Here is a 16,747-nt window from a genome sequence, read left to right on the forward strand (position 1 = left end):
GGTGCGCTGCCGGCTCAATGCGTTTATACTGGTGCTTCCGGTCCGGCGCGGCGGAACAAGAGGCGCCCGAACAGAGGCCGGGAAGGGAGACAGGCAGCAATGCTGCACGACTGGGGCGTGATCGCCGCCGCATTCGCGTATATCGGACTGCTGTTCTTCGTCGCCAGCTATGGCGACCGCCTGTCGCCCAGCCAACGCGGCCGCGCCAGCATGATGATCTATCCGCTGTCGCTGGCGATCTACTGCACCTCCTGGACCTTCTTCGGCTCGGTCGGCTTCGCCAGCCGCACCAGCGTCGAGTTCCTCGCGATCTATGTCGGCCCGATCCTGATGATCGGATTGTGCACGCCGCTGCTCCGCCGCGTGATCCAGCTGGCCAAATCGCAGAACATCACCTCGATCGCCGACTTTATCGCCGCCCGCTACGGCAAGAGCCAGGCGGTGGCCGCGACCGTGGCCGTCATCGCGATTATCGGATCGGTGCCCTACATCGCGCTCCAGCTCAAGGCGATGTCTTCCTCGCTGGAGACAATCCTGAGCGAAGACAAGCTGTTCTCCTCGATCCCGCTGATAGGCGACATCGCACTGGTGGTGACGCTGGCGATGGCCGTGTTCGCCGTGCTGTTCGGAACCCGCCAGACCGACGCCACCGAACACCAGCACGGGTTGATGCTGGCGATCGCCACCGAATCCCTCGTCAAGCTGGTGGCGTTTCTCGCCGTCGGCCTCTTCGTCACCTTCTGGATGTTCTCGCCGGTCGAACTGATCGAACGCGCGATGAAGACACCGGAAGCGATGCGCGCGATCAACTACTCGCCTTCAATCGGCAATTTCCTGACCATGACGCTGCTGTCGTTCTGCGCGATCATGCTGCTGCCGCGGCAATTTCACGTCAGCGTGGTCGAGAATTCCAGCATCGACGAGGTCAATCGCGCACGCTGGCTGTTTCCGCTTTACCTTGTAGCCATCAATCTCTTCGTGATCCCGATCGCGATCGCCGGCCTCGTCACCTTCCCGTTCGGCGCCGTCGACAGCGACATGTTCGTGCTGGCGTTGCCGATTGAGGGAAACGCTCCCTTGCTCAGCATCGCCGTCTTTGTCGGCGGCCTGTCGGCCGCGACCGCGATGGTGATCGTGGAATGCGTGGCGCTTTCCATCATGGTTTCGAACGACATCGTCTTGCCGCTGGTGCTGCAGCGGAGCCCGCGAACGCGCGTGGGCCAGCAGGATTTCGGCGACTTCCTGCTCAAGGTGCGGCGCTTTGCGATCTTCGCCATCATGGTGATGGCCTATTTCTACTATCGCGCGCTCGGCAGCACCCAACTGGCGGCGATCGGGCTGTTGTCGTTCGCGGCCCTCGCCCAGCTCGCACCGGCCTTCTTCGGCGGCCTGTTCTGGCGGCGGGCCACCGCGCACGGCGCCATGGGCGGCATGCTGGTCGGCGTCGCCGTGTGGACCTATACGCTGTTCCTGCCGAGCTTCCTCGAAACCACCACTGCGGGTTTGCAATTCCTGCAGCACGGACCGTTCGCCATCGAGGCGCTGCGCCCACGGGCGCTGTTCGGCGCCGATCTGCCGCCGCTGATGCATGGCGTGCTGTGGTCGCTCGGGCTCAACATCCTGACCTACGTCGCGATGTCGATGGCGCGCCAGCCGTCGTCGATCGAACGGTTGCAGGCCGACCTGTTCGTGCCGAGCACGCTGACGCCGATCACGCCGACCTTCCGGCGCTGGCGCACCACGGTCACGGTGCAGGATATCCAGAGCACGGTGGCGCAATATCTCGGCCCCGACCGCGCCCGCCAGGCGTTCGAGACGTTTACCGCCGACCATCCCAATCATCTCGATCCGGCCGCGCCTGCCGATTTCGAGTTGCTGCAGCACGCCGAACGCCTGATCGCGTCCTCGATCGGGGCGGCCTCCTCGCGCCTCGTGATGTCGCTGTTGCTGCGCAAGCGCACCGTCTCCGCCAAGGCGGCGCTGAAGCTGCTCGACGATTCCCATGCCGCGCTGCATTTCAACCGCGAGATCCTGCAAACCGCGCTGAACCATGTGCGCCAGGGCATTGCGGTATTCGACGCCGATCTGCAGCTGATCTGCTCGAACGCGCAGTTCGGCGAAATCCTCGCGCTGCCGCCGCATCTGGTCCAGCTCGGGATTCCCTTGCAGGAAATCCTCGAATTCATGGACGCCGTCAGCCCGCCCGGCTCCGGCAACAGCGACGCCCTGCTGGCGCTGCGGCTGAAAGCCTACACCACCGAGGGCGAGCCCTATCTGGAACGCCTGCCCGACCGCCACATGGTGATCGAGGTCCGCTCCAACCGGATGCCGGGCGGCGGGCTCGTGATCACCTTCTCCGACGTCACGCCGAGCTTCGAGGCGGCGGAAGCGCTGGAGCGCGCCAATGCGACGCTGGAGAAGCGGGTGCGGGACCGCACCGAGGAACTCACCCGGCTGAATTCCGAACTGGCGCTGGCCAAGAGCACCGCCGAGGACGCCAACATCTCGAAGACCCGGTTTCTCGCGGCCGCCAGCCACGACATCCTGCAGCCGCTGAACGCGGCGCGGCTTTATGTCACGAGCCTTGTCGAGCGCCAGAGCGGCGGCGAGGATTCGCGCCTGGTCGAGAACATCGACGACTCGCTGGAAGCGATCGAGGAAATCCTCGGCGCGCTGCTGGACATCTCGCGGCTCGACGCCGGCGCGATGACCACCTCGATCACCAGCTTCAAGATGGCCGACCTGATGCGGTCGCTGGAAATCGAATTCGCCCCGATCGCCCGCGCCAAGGGGCTGAAGCTGACCTTCGTGCCGTGCTCGCTGCCGGTCGAATCCGACCGCGCGCTGCTGCGCCGGCTGCTGCAGAACTTCATATCCAACGCCATCAAATACACCCCGCGCGGACGGGTGCTGGTCGGCTGTCGCCGCCGCGGGCAAACCCTGCAGATCGGCATCTATGATACCGGCGTCGGAATTCCCGTGCAGAAGCGCGGCGAGATCTTCAAGGAATTCCACCGTCTCGAACAGGGCGCGCGGATCGCGCGCGGGCTCGGCCTCGGGCTCTCGATCGTCGAGCGGCTGGCGCGGGTGCTCAACCACGGCATCGCGCTGGGCGCCAATGCCGGCGGCGGCTCGGTCTTCTCGGTGACGGTGCCGGTCGCCAAGGCGGTCAACTATACCGCCGCGGTCACCAGCGCGACGCCGCTCTCGAAAACGCCGATGAGCGGCGCATTGATCGTCTGCATCGAAAACGATCCGGCGATCCTCGATGGCATGAAGACGCTGCTCACGGCGTGGGACGCAGAGGTGATCGCGGTGGCTGACCCCGAGGCTGCGATCGCCGCGATCGAGACGTCAGGCGGAAGCGTCACCGGCCTTCTGGTCGACTATCACCTCGACCGCGGCAACGGCGTCGCCGCGATCCGCGAGATCCGCCGTCGTTTCGGCGAGAATATTCCGGCCATCCTGATCACGGCGGACCGCAGTCCGAACGTGCGGGCGGCCGCGCGCGAGGAAAATATCGCGGTGCTGAACAAGCCGGTCAAACCGGCATCGCTGCGGGCGCTACTCGGCCAGTGGCGCGCCCAGCAGCTGGTCGCGGCGGAGTAGGCGCGAGCCGTAGCGCGAGATCGTAGCAACCATTACCAATCCATCGTCGCCCCGACCATCCGAGCCAATTCCGGATCGTCGAAGTTCGCGGCCGTCGTGACGGCGCCTGCCGCGACCATGTCAGCATGAGCAAGGCTCGTTCGAATCCCAATCGTCGCGATACCTGCCGCCGACGCCGACTGGATGCCGGAACGAGAATCCTCGAACGCAACGGACAGAGCGGCTGCGGCACCCACCGCGCGCAAGCCCTCCAGATACGGCATGGGATGCGGCTTGCCGTGGGCAAGTTCATCACCGATGACGAGCGCCTTGAACCGATCCGTGATCCCAAGTCCGGAGAGCAACATCTCGGCGTTCAGCCGCGGCGCGTTGGTCACCGCGACCATGGGGATGCCAGCGCGATCCGCGCGCGCAAGCAGCGCCAGCAGGCCGGGCAATGGCTGGACTTTCCCGGCAACGAGCTTGCGGAAGGTTGCCTCCTTCTCGCCGATGATCGCCGTCTGGCGCGTCGGTGGTTCCTCGGCCAGAAACCGCGCGCTGATCGAGGCATTGGAGAAGCCCTGAAGCTCTCTGGTGAAGCGCGCGTGATCAAAGGTGTGACCGCGGGGACCCAGGACCCGATTGAACGCTTCCAGATGAAGCGCATCGGTGTCGGCCAGCGTGCCGTCGATGTCGAACAGCAGCGCTTTCCCTGATACTGGCGGCATTCGGATTGCTTTGCCGTTACGCCGTCGGCGTACCCTGGCGCCACTGGCCGCCGGAGATTTTCGCGGCTGCGATCACGGCCTGGGTACGGCTTTCGACGCCGAGCTTCTGCAGGATCGCCGAGACATGCGCCTTGATGGTCGCTTCCGAGACGCCGAGTTCATAGGCGATCTGCTTGTTGAGCAGCCCCTCCGACAGCATCATCAGCACCCTCACCTGCTGCGGGGTCAGCGTCACCAGCCGGTCGCGCAGCCGCGTCATGTCCGGGTCGGCGGCGGAAGACAGGTCGGTGTCCTGCGGAACCCAGACGTCGCCTTCCATCACCTTCATGATGGCGTCGCGCAGCGTCTCGACCCCGAAGCGCTTGGGAATGAAACCGGAGGCGCCGAAATCGAGCGACCGTCGGATGGTTCCGGCGTCGTCGCTGGCGGAGACGATCACGACCGGAATCGCCGGATATTGCGCGCGAAGGTAAATCAGGCCGGAGAAGCCGGAGATCCCCGGCATGGTCAGATCGAGCAGGATCAGATCGACGTCGGAGTCCCGCTCCAGCAGCGCCGTGAGGTCGTCGAACGAGCCCGCCTCGCTGATCACGGCCGAGCTGACGACACTCGCAACCGCTTGCCGCAGGGCGTCGCGGAACAGCGGGTGGTCATCGGCGATGACGAGATGGGTGCTGGCAACGGTCGTCATGATGTCTCGCAATCGGCTTGCGGTAAGCCCGTAATCGCTTTGTCTCCCGGCAGGCGGCCACGTGCAAGAGCGCAATCCTATCACGTCTGAAAGCAGTTAATCCGACCGCTTGTGCGCCGCAATAGTGCGGGTTGACCGACCCGATCCGGGTCAGGATCGACGGTGCCGGGATGCCCGACGCCACTGTTGCAGCCGTGCAAAGGGCCAAAAGTCGTATTGGGGCAGGTTTCACGGGGATGTTACCGTAAGACGAAGCCCACAGCTCAATCCGGCCAAGTTCGGCGACGGGCGGACTTTGCATCAATAGATATTCAGGGGAGCGATCGAGATGTCCACAATGGCTGCAACATCCACGCGAACGGGGGGAATGACGAAGGACGAACGTTTCGTCATTCTGGCTTCGTCACTCGGCACGGTTTTCGAATGGTATGATTTCTACCTGTTCGGTTCGCTTGCCAGCGTGATCGGCGCGCAATTCTTCGGCGTCATTGATCCCGCAACCAATCAGCCGATGTTCAACCAGGCCACCCGCGACATCTTCGCGCTGCTGGCGTTCGCCGCGGGCTTCATCGTCCGCCCGTTCGGCGCCATCGTGTTCGGCCGGGTCGGCGACATCGTCGGCCGCAAATACACCTTCCTCGTCACCATCCTGATCATGGGCCTGTCGACCTTCATCGTCGGCATCCTGCCCAATGCGGCGACCATCGGCATTGCAGCGCCGATCATCCTGATCGGGTTGCGCCTGCTGCAGGGCCTCGCGCTCGGCGGCGAATATGGCGGAGCGGCGACCTACGTGGCCGAACATGCCCCGATGGGCAAACGCGGCTATTACACCTCGTTCATCCAGACCACGGCAACGCTCGGCCTGTTCCTGTCGCTGCTGGTGATCCTGTTCACCCGTACCGCGCTGGGCGAGCCTGATTTCGCCGCATGGGGTTGGCGTATTCCGTTCCTGGTGTCGGTCTTGCTGCTCGGCATCTCGGTCTGGATCCGGCTTCGCCTGAACGAATCGCCGGTGTTCCAGAAGATGAAGGACGAGGGCAAGAGCTCAAAGGCTCCGCTGACCGAAGCCTTCGCCAACTGGAGCAATGCCAAGATCGTCATTATCGCGCTGGTCGGCGGCGTGATGGGCCAGGGCGTGGTCTGGTACACGGGCCAGTTCTACGCGCTGTTCTTCATGCAATCGATCCTCAAGGTCGACGGTTACACCGCCAACCTGCTGATCGCCTGGTCGTTGCTGTTCGGCACCGGCTTCTTCATCGTGTTCGGTGCGCTGTCCGACAAGATCGGCCGCAAGCCGATCATTCTGGCAGGCTGCCTGATCGCGGCGCTGACCTTCTTCCCGATCTTCAAGATGATCACCACCAACGCCAACCCGGCGCTGGAGAAAGCCATCGAGACGGTCAAGGTCGAGGTGGTCGCCGATCCCAAGGCCTGCGGCGACCTGTTCAACCCGGTCGGCACCCGCGTCTTCACCGCGCCTTGCGACACCGCCCGCGCCTATCTCGCCCAGCAGTCGGTCAAGTATACGACCCGCTATGAAGGCACCGGCGTGAAGGTCGTCGTCAACGGCAAGGACGTGGCTTACACGGATGCCAAGACATCGAACCCGGCGGTGCTGGCGGCGGTGCAGGGCGCAGGCTATCCGAAGGCCGGCGACGCCCAGATCGTGAAGATGGCGCACCCGTTCGACATCTTCAAACCGCGGGTCGCGGCGGTGATTGGGCTGTTGTTCATCCTGGTGATCTTCGTCACCATGGTGTACGGGCCGATCGCGGCGATGCTGGTCGAACTGTTCCCGACCAAGATCCGCTACACCTCGATGTCGCTGCCCTACCACATCGGCAACGGCTGGTTCGGCGGTCTGTTGCCCGCGACCTCGTTCGCGATCGTGGCTTCGACCGGCGATATCTACGCAGGTCTCTGGTACCCGATCATCTTCGCATCGATCACCGCGGTCGTCGGCTTCTTCTTCCTGCCGGAAACCAAGGACGTCGACATCACGAAGTAACCCGGTTTCGTCCGTCGGGAAGCCGGCGGACGATCACTACACGAACCGGCCGCGGAGCGATCCGCGGCCGGTTTTACTTTTGGCTGGCGCGAATCAAGCCGTGACGCCGATAAACTGCAGCACGATCTCGCGCCGATGCGGCCGCGCCCGATGCTCGATCAGATAGATCCCCTGCCATGTTCCGAGCGCCAGCGCGCCGCGCAGCACCGGGACCTGCAGCGAGGTCGCGGTCAGCATGGTCTTGATGTGCGCGGGCATGTCATCAGGACCTTCGGTGTCATGGCGCCATCCGGCGTTTTCGGGCGCGGCCCGGTTCAGCGCCGTCAAGAGATCGCCCAGCACCGTCGGGTCGGCATTTTCCTGGATCGTCAGCGACGCCGAGGTGTGACGGATGAACAGCGTCACCGCCCCTTCGCGCGCGCCGGCCTCGCGCACGAATTTTGCGATCTCGGCCGTGAGGTCGGTAAAGCCCGGTCCCGGGGTTTGTACAGTCAGCAGCGAGGAGGCGACGCTCGTCGCGGTGACGCTGGAGGATGGCGTGCGGGACAGCGATTTGGATGATGTCATGAGAACCAATCTCTCCGTCGTCCCGGCCTTGAGCTCAGATGCGCAATTGCGCATCGGGGGACCCATACGCCGCGGCCGTGCTGATGAAAGGCAGTGGTCGACGACTTCCTCGAACAACAACGCCCTGTGGTTATGGGTCCCGGCCTACGCCGGGACGACATATGGAAAGAGCACGGCTCAAATCCTGCCGTTGACGTCCTTCTGCACGCGGTTGGCCATCTCGATCAACCGCCGCCAGGCCCGCTCCAGGAACGACATCATGCGATCCATGTCGCGATCGCTCGGCAGTGGAATTTCGATCTTGCGTTCGCCCTCGGCGATCTTTGGGTCGTTCTTGGGGTCGTTCTTGGGCTCGTTCTTCTTCAGCGAGTCGGATTTCGGCATCGGCTCTTCGATCTTGCCGGCAACGGTTGGTTCGCGCGAAGCAAGGTCCTTCCTGAGTTTTTCGTTGTCGGCCTGCAGCCGGCCGATCTCCGTATCCAGCGCCGCACGCTCGTCGGGCACTGCGTAACAGGCCCAGCCCGCGCCCGAATTGCTGCAGGTCGAAATCGCGCCAGTTCGGGTATCGAGCCGCAGCACGCCATCCGGCGTCGAGGACAGCGCATAACGGCCGTTCTCGGTATCCGGCATTGCCTTCGGAGGCGCGGCGCTGGCGCCGGCAACACCCAGCGCCAGCACGGCAACAACGGAGAGAAACGATCTGCAATGAGACATTCTGGAGGACGACGCTGTGCTCATGGGCTTGCTCCGCCTTAAGGACAGTACCGGTTTCCTCAACCGCCAGGGCGCACACAAAGACGCATCACGCAACGCCTCTTCACGCAACACCCTGGACCTTTGAGCTATAGGCCGCGCGGCCGGACTTCAACGCGTCTCCCAGCAATTCTATCCGGTCCTGTCCCCAGAACACTTCGCCATCCAGCACATAGACCGGCGAGCCGAACACGTCGGCCGCCAGCGCATCCTGGCGATTCTGCTCATAGGCCGTGCTGATCGCCTCGGCGGCGGATCGCTCCACCAATTGCTTGCCGGGCAGCCCGGATTCGTCGGCCAGTTGCGCAATCGTCGCGGGATCGGCCAGATTGAGCTGATCCTCCCACACGCCGGCAAAGCCCCGCCGCAGAAACCGTTCGGGATCGAGCCCGGCCTCGATCGCCGCGATCACGACGCCGTCGGCGAGCCGTGCGTTGAAGGGCCAATTCGCGGGTTGAAGATGGAATTTCAGGCCGCGCTTGTCGCGCCAGCGCTGCAGCTCGACCATCCGGTAGCGCTGCCGTACCGGATGGCGTTTCATCAGTGGCAACCCGCCGGTTTCCGAGAACAGATCGACCAGCACCACGGGCTTGTGATTTACCTTGAGATCGTAGGTACTTACGAGATCGCTAAACGGCCCATGGCCGATATAGGCCCACGGCGATTGAAACGAGAAATAGTAATCGACCTGGCGCGGCATGCGGGCTCCGGGAACGGCTGATGATAGGCGCTAGCGGCATCCCAACAGGTCAGCCGAATCGGCGCAAGATCGCCCCTTGCCGCGCCATGGCCTTTTGTTCGAGCGGATTTTCTTGACGCGAACCAGCCTCTGCTTCGCTTCAAAACGCTTTTGCTGCTGCACTGCGATGACGGGTCCACAGGGTCGTGGAATATCTCTAAATAAATTCAGTGAAATCAATGCACTAACTGGTTACGGCGCAATCTTGACTTGATTAGACGCGGTAAGTATGGTCCGCGCGGCTTTTAAGGGTGACGGGCGTAATTTCCATCAACCGCAGCATCGTTTAATGTCTTGGGCATGGCCGAAGACAAAAGCGACAACGCAGGTGGAAATCGCGATCAATCGTCGTCCGATGAAGCTGCGCTTTCCGCAAGGCTCGGAAGTCTCGATCACCGGTTGTCCGAAATTCGTGACAGCCGAAAAATCAGGACTGATCAACCCGGTACTGAAAGCGGCGACAGGGCGGCCAGAGCTTCGGCGATGGCGCTTGGTTTCCGTCTTTCCTCGGAGTTGGTTGCGGGCGTTGCCGTCGGGGCAGGGATTGGCTGGGGTTTCGACTGGTTGTTGTCGACATCGCCGTTCGGTTTCATCGTGTTTTTGCTGCTCGGCTTCGTCGCCGGCGTGGTCAACGTGGTGAGATACGCGGGCGTAGCCTCGGGCAAACGCTGAGCGCCGACGGGAAGTCACGACATTTGAAATTCGATTGCCGGCAAGCTAGGCCGGCGGACCAAGGCCCGCGCGGATGAAAATCGACCCGATTCATCAGTTCAACATCGAGCCCCTCTTCACGATCGGCCATATCGGCAATCAGACGATCGCCTTCACCAACTCGTCGCTCTACATGTTCATCGCGGTGGCGCTGACGGCGGTGCTGATGCTGGGTGGCGGGCGGCAGCTGGTTCCCGGCCGTTTCCAGTCGGTCGCCGAAATCTCCTACGAGTTCGTCGCCAGCACCATTCGCAGCACTGCCGGCTCGGAAGGCATGAAGTTCTTCCCGCTGATCTTCACGCTGTTCATGTTCATCTGCGTCTCGAACCTCGTCGGCATCATTCCCTACACGTTCACGATTTCGAGCCACATCATCGTGACCGCCGCGCTGGCGTTCCTGGTGTTCTTCACCGTGCTGTTCTACGGCATCTACAAGAACGGCCTCAAGTTCTTCAAGATTTTCGTACCCTCCGGCGTTCCGATCTACATCCTGCCGCTGGTCATGTTCATCGAAATCCTGTCGTTCTTCCTGCGGCCGGTTTCGCACAGCGTGCGTCTGTTCGCCAACATGCTGGCCGGGCACATCGCGCTGAAAGTGTTCGCGGGCTTCGTCGCGATGCTCGGCGTCTCGCTGGGCGCGGTCGGCTGGATCGGCGGCATCCTGCCGCTGGCGCTCACCGTCGCATTGACCGCGCTGGAACTGCTGGTCGCGTTCCTGCAGGCCTACGTGTTCGCGATCCTCACCTGCATCTACCTCAACGACGCCATTCATCCGGGACACTAAGCGGTCCGGAGAATTCCCACCCACAACTTCGTCTATCCCTCTAAGGAGCTCAAGAAAATGGAAGCATCAGCAGCAAAACTCATCGGCGCGGGCATCGCATGCATCGGCATGGGCGGCGCGGGCGTCGGCGTGGGCATCATCTTCGGCAACTACCTCGCCGCAGCGGTGCGCAATCCTTCCGCAGCCCAGGGCCAGTTCGGCAACCTGATCTTCGGCTTCGCCGTGACCGAAGCGCTCGGCATTTTCTCGCTGCTGATCGCGCTGCTGCTGCTGTTCGTTCCGCTCTGAGCTGCACCTTCCCGCGCCGCCCTCCGGCGGCGCGCATGACAGCAACAGGAGTACCCCGTGGCTGAAAAGAGTCAGGGCGCCCCCGCCAAGGGCCAGAAGACCGGCGCCCACACCGAAGCCGATGGTGGCCATCACGGCGGAGGATTTCCTCCGTTCGAGTCGAGCACCTTCGCTTCGCAGCTGGTGTCGCTGGTCATCGCGTTCGTCGCGCTTTACCTGATCGTGTCGCGCATTGCGCTGCCGCGCGTCGGCGGCGTGATCGATGCACGTCAGAATGCGATCGAAGGCGATCTGGCCGCAGCGCAGAAGCTGAAGGACGAGTCGGCCGCGGCGCTGAAGGCGTATGAAGCCGACCTGGCTTCGGCGCGCTCCCGCGCCCAGGCCATCGGCGCCGAGACCCGCGAGAAGCTGAACGCGGCCTCGGAAGCCGAGCGCAAGACGCTGGAAGACCAGCTCTCCGCCAAGCTCGCCCAGGCCGAGAAAACCATCGCGGCAACGCGCGAGACCGCCATGAGCAACGTCCGTGGCATTGCCGCGGATGCGGCCGGCGCGATCGTGCAGCGGCTGACCGGCGTGCTGCCCGACGGCGGCGCGGTGAACAGCGCCGTCGATGCTTCGTTGAAGGGATAGATGATGTTCGCCCTGCCAGAAACCTGGGTTGCCATTGCGTTCGTCATCCTGATGGCGCTGTTTGCCTATCTCGGCATCCATCGCACGGTGTTCAAGGCGCTCGACCATCGCGCCGAACGCATCAAGGCCGAACTCGACGACGCCCGCCGCCTGAAGGACGAGGCCGCCGCATTGCTCGCGGAATACAAGACCAAGCGCAGCAGCGCCGAGCGTGAGGCCGAGGAAATCATCTCCAACGCCAAGGCCGAAGCCGAGCGGATCGCGGTCGAAGCCAAGGCCAAGATGGAAGACTTCGTCGCCCGCCGCACCAAGACCGCCGAGAGCAAGATCGCCCTCGCCGAAGCACAGGCGCTCGCCGACGTCCGTTCCGCCGCGGCCAATGCCGCAGTCGCCGCAGCGTCGACCATCCTGTCGCAGTCGGTGAAGGGCTCGGTGGCCGATGACCTGATGGCCAAGGGTATCGCCGAGGTTCGCGCCAAGCTGAACTGAGCGGTTTCAAATCAAGAGACGGAAGCCGGCGCGATCATTTCGCGCCGGTTTTTTATTGCGTGGGCGCCGCCTTCTTGCGCGGCGCCGGCCGCTCCGGCTTCAGGGCCTGCGGGTCGAAGCCGATGTAGAAGATGTAGTTGTCGCTGGTCCCGGGCGCAGGCACCGGATAGACCAGATCTTCGGCCACCAGCGTAAAGGGCTCGCTCCCGGTCTCGGTCATGGTGACCGTGGTCTGATAGGCCTTGGTAGCGATGGTCTTTTCGCTGATCCCGCCCTGCACCACCGCGACGCGAAGCGGAACCTGCACCGACGGCGGCGCGCCGGCAGGACCTGCAATGACGCGCCCCTGAATCCCGATCCGCGCGGTGATGACGCCGCCATTGAGGCTGCATTCCCGCGCCGTCTTGCCGATGGTCGCCTGGAAGCGCAAATCATTGCCGACCGGCTGCTTGCCGGGCGCGGCCACGGCATAGGTCGACGCGCCGGCCCTGACCCTCACCTCCGGACAGGTGAGGTCGCCGATATCCTGTTCAGCTTTCGGCGCTGCGCCCGGGGCCGGGGCCGGCTCGTCCGACTTGCCGCCGAACAGGCCCTTGAAGCGGTCGGTCAGCGACTGCGCCGACGCAGGCTGCGCGAGGCCGCAGCCGAGCCCGGCCACGACCGTGGCCGCGAGCGCTACCCTGAACAACCGATCATTACCCATGCGACGTCCCCGGTATCCACGTCATCTCGAAGTTATCTTCCCCCGGCGGGCCTTATAGCAGGCCAATGGCGGCGAACCCAAGGCCACCTGAAGGCGCGTGAGGCATCCGGCAAGGCCTGAAATCATGGGTTAACCGCGGAAATCCTCATGCAGCATGCCGAACAGCAGATGGTCCTGCCAGACGCCGTTGATGCACAGATAGCGCCGCGCCAGCCCCTCGCGGGTAAAGCCGCATTTCTCGAGCACCCGGATCGAGGGCGTATTGGTGGGAATGCAGGCGGCCTCGATACGGTGCAAATTGAGCTCGCCGAACAGCGACGGCAGCAGCACCCGCAGCGCCGTCGTCATGTAACCGCGATGGGCATGGGGCTGGCCGACCCAATAGCCGATGGTGCCGGCCTGCACGATGCCGCGGCGGACATTGGCCAGCGTGATGCCGCCGATCATGGTGCCATCAGATTCGCGGAAAATGATGAACGGATAGGACCGGTCGGCCGCGATATCCTCGGCATAGCGCCGCAGCCGCCGCCGGAAGCCGGCCCGGGTGAGGTCATCCGACGGCCAGATCGGCTCCCACGGCGTCAGATAGGCCCGGCTCGATTCGCGCAATTGCGCCCATTGCAGGAAATCCGCCATCTGCGGGGCGCGCAGCAACAGGCCGTGGCCGCGCGGCATGAGTGCGGCCGGTCCGCTGGATGGCAACCGAAACAGGGCCATGCCCTAACTCCCAGAACGCTCTCCTTCAGTGGAGCAGCGTCTTTGCCTTCACCTTGGTCAATCCTTCCGCAAAAGTCACCGCCGTGTCCAGACCCCTGCCGCTGCCGAGCGCCACGACCGCCGGCCGGCTGCGCGAAAGCAGGCCCCGTGCGGCATTGCGGGTCGATTCCACGCTGACCGCGTCGATCCGGGCGACCAGCTCCTCCGCCGTCAGCGGCCGGCCGTAAGCGAGCATATGGCGGGCCAGCTGCTCGGCACGGGAGGAACAGCTTTCCAGCGCCATCAAGAGCCCCGCCTTCATCTGCGCCTTGGCGCGGGCGATCTCGGCCTCGGTCAGGGTTTCCACCGCGTCGTTGATGACGTCGACGATCACTTCCATCATTTCCGGCGCATCGTTCGGATCGGTGCCGGTATAGAGGCCGAAAAACCCGGTGTCGCTATAGGGCGCATGGAAGGTGTAGATCGAGTAGCACAGCCCGCGCTTCTCGCGCACTTCCTGGAACAGCCGCGACGACATCCCGCCGCCGAGCGTGTTGGTGAACACCTGCAGCGAGAACAGCGACAGGTCGGTCTGCGGCACGCCCTCGAGCGCCAGCGTCATATGCGCCTGTTCGAGGTCGCGATGCACCACGCGCGAGCCGCCCTTGCCGAACATCGCTGCTTGCGGTTTCGGCGCCGGCGTTGCTTCAAAACTCGCAAAGCGCTGCGTCACTTCCTCGACGACGCGCTTGTGATCGACGGCGCCCGCCGCCGCCACCACCATGTCGGGCCCGCGATAATGCCTGGTCAGATAGCCGCGCAGCATGTCGCGATCGAATTTCTTCAGCGTCTTGGTGGTGCCGAGCAGCGACCGCCCCATCGGCTGGTCCGGATAGCAGAGCTCGTTGAGATGCTCGAACACGACGTCATCGGGCGTATCCTGCGCCGCGCCGATTTCCTGGGCGATGACGCCCTTCTCGCGCTCGAGTTCATCTGGCACGAAGGACGGATTGGCGAGGATGTCGGAGAGCACGTCGAGCGCCAGCGGCACGTCGGCCTTCAGCACCCGTGCATAATAGGCGGTGGTCTCGGTCGAGGTCCCCGCATTGAGGTCGCCGCCAACCGCTTCGATCTCTTCCACGATCTCGCGCGAGGAGCGCCGCGTGGTGCCTTTGAATGCCATGTGTTCGAGCAGATGCGAGATGCCGTGCTCGTCGGGCTTTTCGTCGCGACCGCCGACGCCGGCCCACACGCCAAGTGCGGCGGTCTCCAGATGGGGCATGCTATCGGTAATGACGGTAAGGCCGGATGCTAGCTTGGTGACGTCAACACTCATCCGGCAACTCCCTGCTTCGCGGCACGGCTCACCGAGCGCACGAATCGCTCCACTTCGGCTGAATCGTTTTTCATCACCGTGATGTGTTCAGATTTGGTCATCAGGCCGTCGAGCCAGGCCGGCAATTGCGGTCGCACGCCGCAGGCCGCCTCGACCGCATCGGGGAATTTGGCCGGATGCGCGGTCGACAGCACGATATTGGGGATCTTCGAATCCGAGGTGTCGCGGTCGGCCACCGCCAGCGCCACCGCGGTATGGGGATCGACGAGGTCGCCGGCCTCGCGCCAGGCGGCGCGGATCGTGGCCGCGGTTTCGGTCTCATCGGCGCGGCCGGCGTCGAACTCCTCGCGGATCGCGGCCAGCGTCGCATCCGGCAGCACGAAGCGCCCGGACTGTTTCAGCGAACCCATCAGCCGCCGCACGCTGGCGGCATCGCGTTGACCAGCCTCGAACAGCAGCCGCTCGAAATTCGAGGACACCTGGATATCCATCGAGGGCGACGCGGACGCATGGACCTCGCGCACCTCGTAGATGCCGGTCTTCAGCGTGCGCGGCAGGATGTCGTTGATGTTCGAGGCGATGCGCAACCAGCGGATCGGCAGGCCCATTTTCTTGGCGGCGTAGCCGGCAAAGATATCGCCGAAATTCCCGGTCGGCACCGTGAAATCGACCGTGCGCGCGGGCGCGCCGAGCGCCACCGCCGATGTGAAATAATAAACCACCTGCGCAACCACCCGCGCCCAGTTGATCGAATTGACACCCGACAGCGAGACCGCATCGCGAAAGCCGTGATGATTGAACATCTCCTTCACGATCGCCTGGCAGTCGTCGAAATTGCCTTCGATCGCCAGCGCGTGCACGTTGGCCGCGCCCGTCGTCGTCATCATCCGCCGCTGCACGTCGGAAATCCGGCCATGCGGAAACAGCACGATCAGATCGACATTGTCGAGACCGGCAAAGGCGTCGACCGCGGCGCCGCCGGTATCGCCCGAGGTCGCCACGACGATGGTGGTGCGCTGCGCGCGCTTGGCCAGCACGTGATCCATCAGCCGCGAGATCAACTGCATCGCGACGTCCTTGAACGCGAGCGTCGGGCCATGGAAAAGTTCGAGCACGAACTGGCTGGAGCCGGTCTGCCGCAACGGCACCACCGCGGGATGGCGGAACGTGGCGTAGGCTTCATTGGCCATGCGGCCGAGATCGGCGTCGGAGATCTCGCCGCCGGCGAACGGCCGGATCACCTCGACCGCGACTTCCCAATAGGGCCGTCCGAAAAATCCGGCGATGGTCTCGGGCGAAAGCTGCGGCCAGGTTTCAGGCACATAGAGACCGCCGTCGCGGGCAAGCCCGGTCAGCATCACATCGCAAAAACCCAGGGTGGGAGCTTCCCCCCGCGTCGAAATATACCGCGTCAAACCGCCCTCCAAAGGCGTTAGCTTCCGCTAACCCTTTGATATCTGTGAATTATTACCCTTCGCCAACGACAAAGCGCGCGGCACCTTAAAGCGTTTTCGCTCCTTGTGAAATGCCGCAATGGCGAAAAGGTGAGTGCGGGGGAGGCTTGCGCCATCCGGCGGTTACATTCTGGTGAAGCGCGCATTCTGCTAAATGTCGTCCCGGCGAACGCCGGGACCCATACGCCGCGGCGGTTATTTTGCAAAAGGTATCTAACGTCAGCGCTCTCACCGATGGGCCGCGGCGTATGGGTCCCGGCTCAAGGCCGGGACGACGTGGATAAGCATCGCAAAACATGCATTCGCGATCTCGCGGCGCATTGCGTCCGAGCTTTGCCAGAAACTTCCCGCCCTCTCATCGAGAGGGCGCAGGGAAGACCGGGTGCGCGCTGCACCCGCGGTCTCGCGTGCGGTTTGCACAAAACAAAGTGCACACGAGCATACAGGGCAGCGGAGAACACCCGGCCTTCCCTGCGCAATGGCTTTACGGCTTATGCCGTGATCTCCCCGGAGACGAGTTCTTGGTTGACTCCGTCGCTGCCGTTCCCGCTTGCGCTTCTCCGACAGCTTGACGCCTGC

General features: G+C 63.8%; 16 protein-coding genes. 7 read left to right on the top strand and 9 right to left on the bottom strand.

Going from position 1 to position 16,747, the window contains the following annotated elements; translation table 11 throughout:
- Positions 1-99: 99 nt before the first annotated feature.
- On the top strand, positions 100-3,609 hold the full coding sequence (locus JQ600_RS27660) for a PAS domain-containing hybrid sensor histidine kinase/response regulator (protein ID WP_212386410.1): 3,510 nt from the start codon (positions 100-102) through the stop codon (positions 3,607-3,609).
- Positions 3,610-3,641: 32 nt separating this feature from the next.
- Here the strand turns inward: JQ600_RS27660 and JQ600_RS27665 are convergent, their stop codons facing one another.
- Both JQ600_RS27665 and JQ600_RS27670 read right to left on the bottom strand, forming a co-directional pair.
- The gene (locus JQ600_RS27665; RefSeq protein WP_212386409.1) at positions 3,642-4,316 is read right to left on the bottom strand and encodes an HAD family phosphatase; all 675 of its coding nucleotides are present in this window, start codon (positions 4,314-4,316) and stop codon (positions 3,642-3,644) included.
- A gap of 16 nt (positions 4,317-4,332) precedes the next feature.
- Positions 4,333-5,007: a response regulator transcription factor gene (locus JQ600_RS27670; RefSeq protein WP_212038440.1), complete on the bottom strand. Its 675-nt coding sequence runs from the start codon at positions 5,005-5,007 to the stop codon at positions 4,333-4,335.
- A 367-nt stretch (positions 5,008-5,374) separates the two neighbouring features.
- On the opposite strand from JQ600_RS27670, the gene JQ600_RS27675 reads away from it, so the two are divergent.
- Positions 5,375-7,018 (top strand): MFS transporter, encoded by a 1,644-nt coding sequence (locus tag JQ600_RS27675; protein WP_212386408.1) that lies wholly within the window; start codon positions 5,375-5,377, stop codon positions 7,016-7,018.
- A 93-nt stretch (positions 7,019-7,111) separates the two neighbouring features.
- Here the strand turns inward: JQ600_RS27675 and JQ600_RS27680 are convergent, their stop codons facing one another.
- The 3 genes from JQ600_RS27680 to JQ600_RS27690 all read right to left on the bottom strand — a co-directional run bounded on the left by JQ600_RS27680 (position 7,112) and on the right by JQ600_RS27690 (position 9,038).
- Complete coding sequence (locus JQ600_RS27680) at positions 7,112-7,585, bottom strand: secondary thiamine-phosphate synthase enzyme YjbQ (protein ID WP_212386407.1); 474 nt, start codon at positions 7,583-7,585, stop codon at positions 7,112-7,114.
- Between the two features lie 177 nt (positions 7,586-7,762).
- Positions 7,763-8,323 carry a hypothetical protein gene (locus JQ600_RS27685; protein ID WP_409363265.1) on the bottom strand — a complete coding sequence of 187 codons (561 nt, stop codon included), beginning with the start codon at positions 8,321-8,323 and terminating at the stop codon, positions 7,763-7,765.
- A 79-nt stretch (positions 8,324-8,402) separates the two neighbouring features.
- Positions 8,403-9,038: a 2-hydroxychromene-2-carboxylate isomerase gene (locus JQ600_RS27690; RefSeq protein ID WP_212386406.1), complete on the bottom strand. Its 636-nt coding sequence runs from the start codon at positions 9,036-9,038 to the stop codon at positions 8,403-8,405.
- Positions 9,039-9,377: 339 nt separating this feature from the next.
- Between JQ600_RS27690 and JQ600_RS27695 the strand changes: the two genes are divergently transcribed.
- The 5 genes from JQ600_RS27695 (at position 9,378) to JQ600_RS27715 (ending at position 11,979) form a co-directional block, all read left to right on the top strand.
- On the top strand, positions 9,378-9,749 hold the full coding sequence (locus JQ600_RS27695; RefSeq protein WP_192735360.1) for an AtpZ/AtpI family protein: 372 nt from the start codon (positions 9,378-9,380) through the stop codon (positions 9,747-9,749).
- A 73-nt stretch (positions 9,750-9,822) separates the two neighbouring features.
- Positions 9,823-10,572 (top strand): F0F1 ATP synthase subunit A, encoded by a 750-nt coding sequence (locus JQ600_RS27700; protein WP_192735361.1) that lies wholly within the window; start codon positions 9,823-9,825, stop codon positions 10,570-10,572.
- A gap of 57 nt (positions 10,573-10,629) precedes the next feature.
- A complete protein-coding gene (locus tag JQ600_RS27705; RefSeq protein WP_192735362.1) occupies positions 10,630-10,860 on the top strand; it encodes a F0F1 ATP synthase subunit C in 231 nt (76 codons plus the stop codon).
- Between the two features lie 57 nt (positions 10,861-10,917).
- Positions 10,918-11,490 carry a F0F1 ATP synthase subunit B' gene (locus tag JQ600_RS27710; protein WP_212386405.1) on the top strand — a complete coding sequence of 191 codons (573 nt, stop codon included), beginning with the start codon at positions 10,918-10,920 and terminating at the stop codon, positions 11,488-11,490.
- Between the two features lie 3 nt (positions 11,491-11,493).
- Entirely contained in the window at positions 11,494-11,979 is a 486-nt protein-coding gene (locus tag JQ600_RS27715) for an ATP F0F1 synthase subunit B (RefSeq protein ID WP_212265253.1), read from the top strand.
- 52 nt (positions 11,980-12,031) lie between these two features.
- On the opposite strand, the gene JQ600_RS27720 is transcribed toward JQ600_RS27715, so the two are convergent.
- The 4 genes from JQ600_RS27720 to thrC form a co-directional block, all read right to left on the bottom strand.
- The gene (locus JQ600_RS27720) at positions 12,032-12,682 is read right to left on the bottom strand and encodes a hypothetical protein (RefSeq protein ID WP_212265254.1); all 651 of its coding nucleotides are present in this window, start codon (positions 12,680-12,682) and stop codon (positions 12,032-12,034) included.
- Positions 12,683-12,811: 129 nt separating this feature from the next.
- Positions 12,812-13,399: a GNAT family N-acetyltransferase gene (locus JQ600_RS27725; protein ID WP_212386404.1), complete on the bottom strand. Its 588-nt coding sequence runs from the start codon at positions 13,397-13,399 to the stop codon at positions 12,812-12,814.
- A 25-nt stretch (positions 13,400-13,424) separates the two neighbouring features.
- Entirely contained in the window at positions 13,425-14,714 is a 1,290-nt protein-coding gene (locus JQ600_RS27730) for a pitrilysin family protein (protein ID WP_212265255.1), read from the bottom strand.
- Positions 14,711-16,129 (bottom strand): threonine synthase, encoded by a 1,419-nt coding sequence (thrC, locus tag JQ600_RS27735; RefSeq protein WP_212265256.1) that lies wholly within the window; start codon positions 16,127-16,129, stop codon positions 14,711-14,713. The genes JQ600_RS27730 and thrC overlap by 4 nt, the downstream gene beginning before the upstream one ends.
- Positions 16,130-16,747 lie beyond the last annotated feature (618 nt).

This window comes from Bradyrhizobium sp. AUGA SZCCT0176 (assembly GCF_018130145.1).
Lineage (GTDB): Bacteria > Pseudomonadota > Alphaproteobacteria > Rhizobiales > Xanthobacteraceae > Bradyrhizobium.

Excerpts from the sequence above, each read along its gene's own strand:
- JQ600_RS27660 (WP_212386410.1), top strand. The coding sequence starts at position 100 with ATGCTGCACGACTGGGGCGTGATCGCCGCCGCATTCGCGTATATCGGA.
- JQ600_RS27665 (WP_212386409.1), bottom strand. The coding sequence starts at position 4,316 with ATGCCGCCAGTATCAGGGAAAGCGCTGCTGTTCGACATCGACGGCACG.
- JQ600_RS27670 (WP_212038440.1), bottom strand. The coding sequence starts at position 5,007 with ATGACGACCGTTGCCAGCACCCATCTCGTCATCGCCGATGACCACCCG.
- JQ600_RS27675 (WP_212386408.1), top strand. The coding sequence starts at position 5,375 with ATGACGAAGGACGAACGTTTCGTCATTCTGGCTTCGTCACTCGGCACG.
- JQ600_RS27680 (WP_212386407.1), bottom strand. The coding sequence starts at position 7,585 with ATGACATCATCCAAATCGCTGTCCCGCACGCCATCCTCCAGCGTCACC.
- JQ600_RS27685 (WP_409363265.1), bottom strand. The coding sequence starts at position 8,323 with ATGAGCACAGCGTCGTCCTCCAGAATGTCTCATTGCAGATCGTTTCTC.
- JQ600_RS27690 (WP_212386406.1), bottom strand. The coding sequence starts at position 9,038 with ATGCCGCGCCAGGTCGATTACTATTTCTCGTTTCAATCGCCGTGGGCC.
- JQ600_RS27695 (WP_192735360.1), top strand. The coding sequence starts at position 9,378 with ATGGCCGAAGACAAAAGCGACAACGCAGGTGGAAATCGCGATCAATCG.
- JQ600_RS27700 (WP_192735361.1), top strand. The coding sequence starts at position 9,823 with ATGAAAATCGACCCGATTCATCAGTTCAACATCGAGCCCCTCTTCACG.
- JQ600_RS27705 (WP_192735362.1), top strand. The coding sequence starts at position 10,630 with ATGGAAGCATCAGCAGCAAAACTCATCGGCGCGGGCATCGCATGCATC.
- JQ600_RS27715 (WP_212265253.1), top strand. The coding sequence starts at position 11,494 with ATGTTCGCCCTGCCAGAAACCTGGGTTGCCATTGCGTTCGTCATCCTG.
- JQ600_RS27720 (WP_212265254.1), bottom strand. The coding sequence starts at position 12,682 with ATGGGTAATGATCGGTTGTTCAGGGTAGCGCTCGCGGCCACGGTCGTG.
- JQ600_RS27725 (WP_212386404.1), bottom strand. The coding sequence starts at position 13,399 with ATGGCCCTGTTTCGGTTGCCATCCAGCGGACCGGCCGCACTCATGCCG.
- JQ600_RS27730 (WP_212265255.1), bottom strand. The coding sequence starts at position 14,714 with ATGAGTGTTGACGTCACCAAGCTAGCATCCGGCCTTACCGTCATTACC.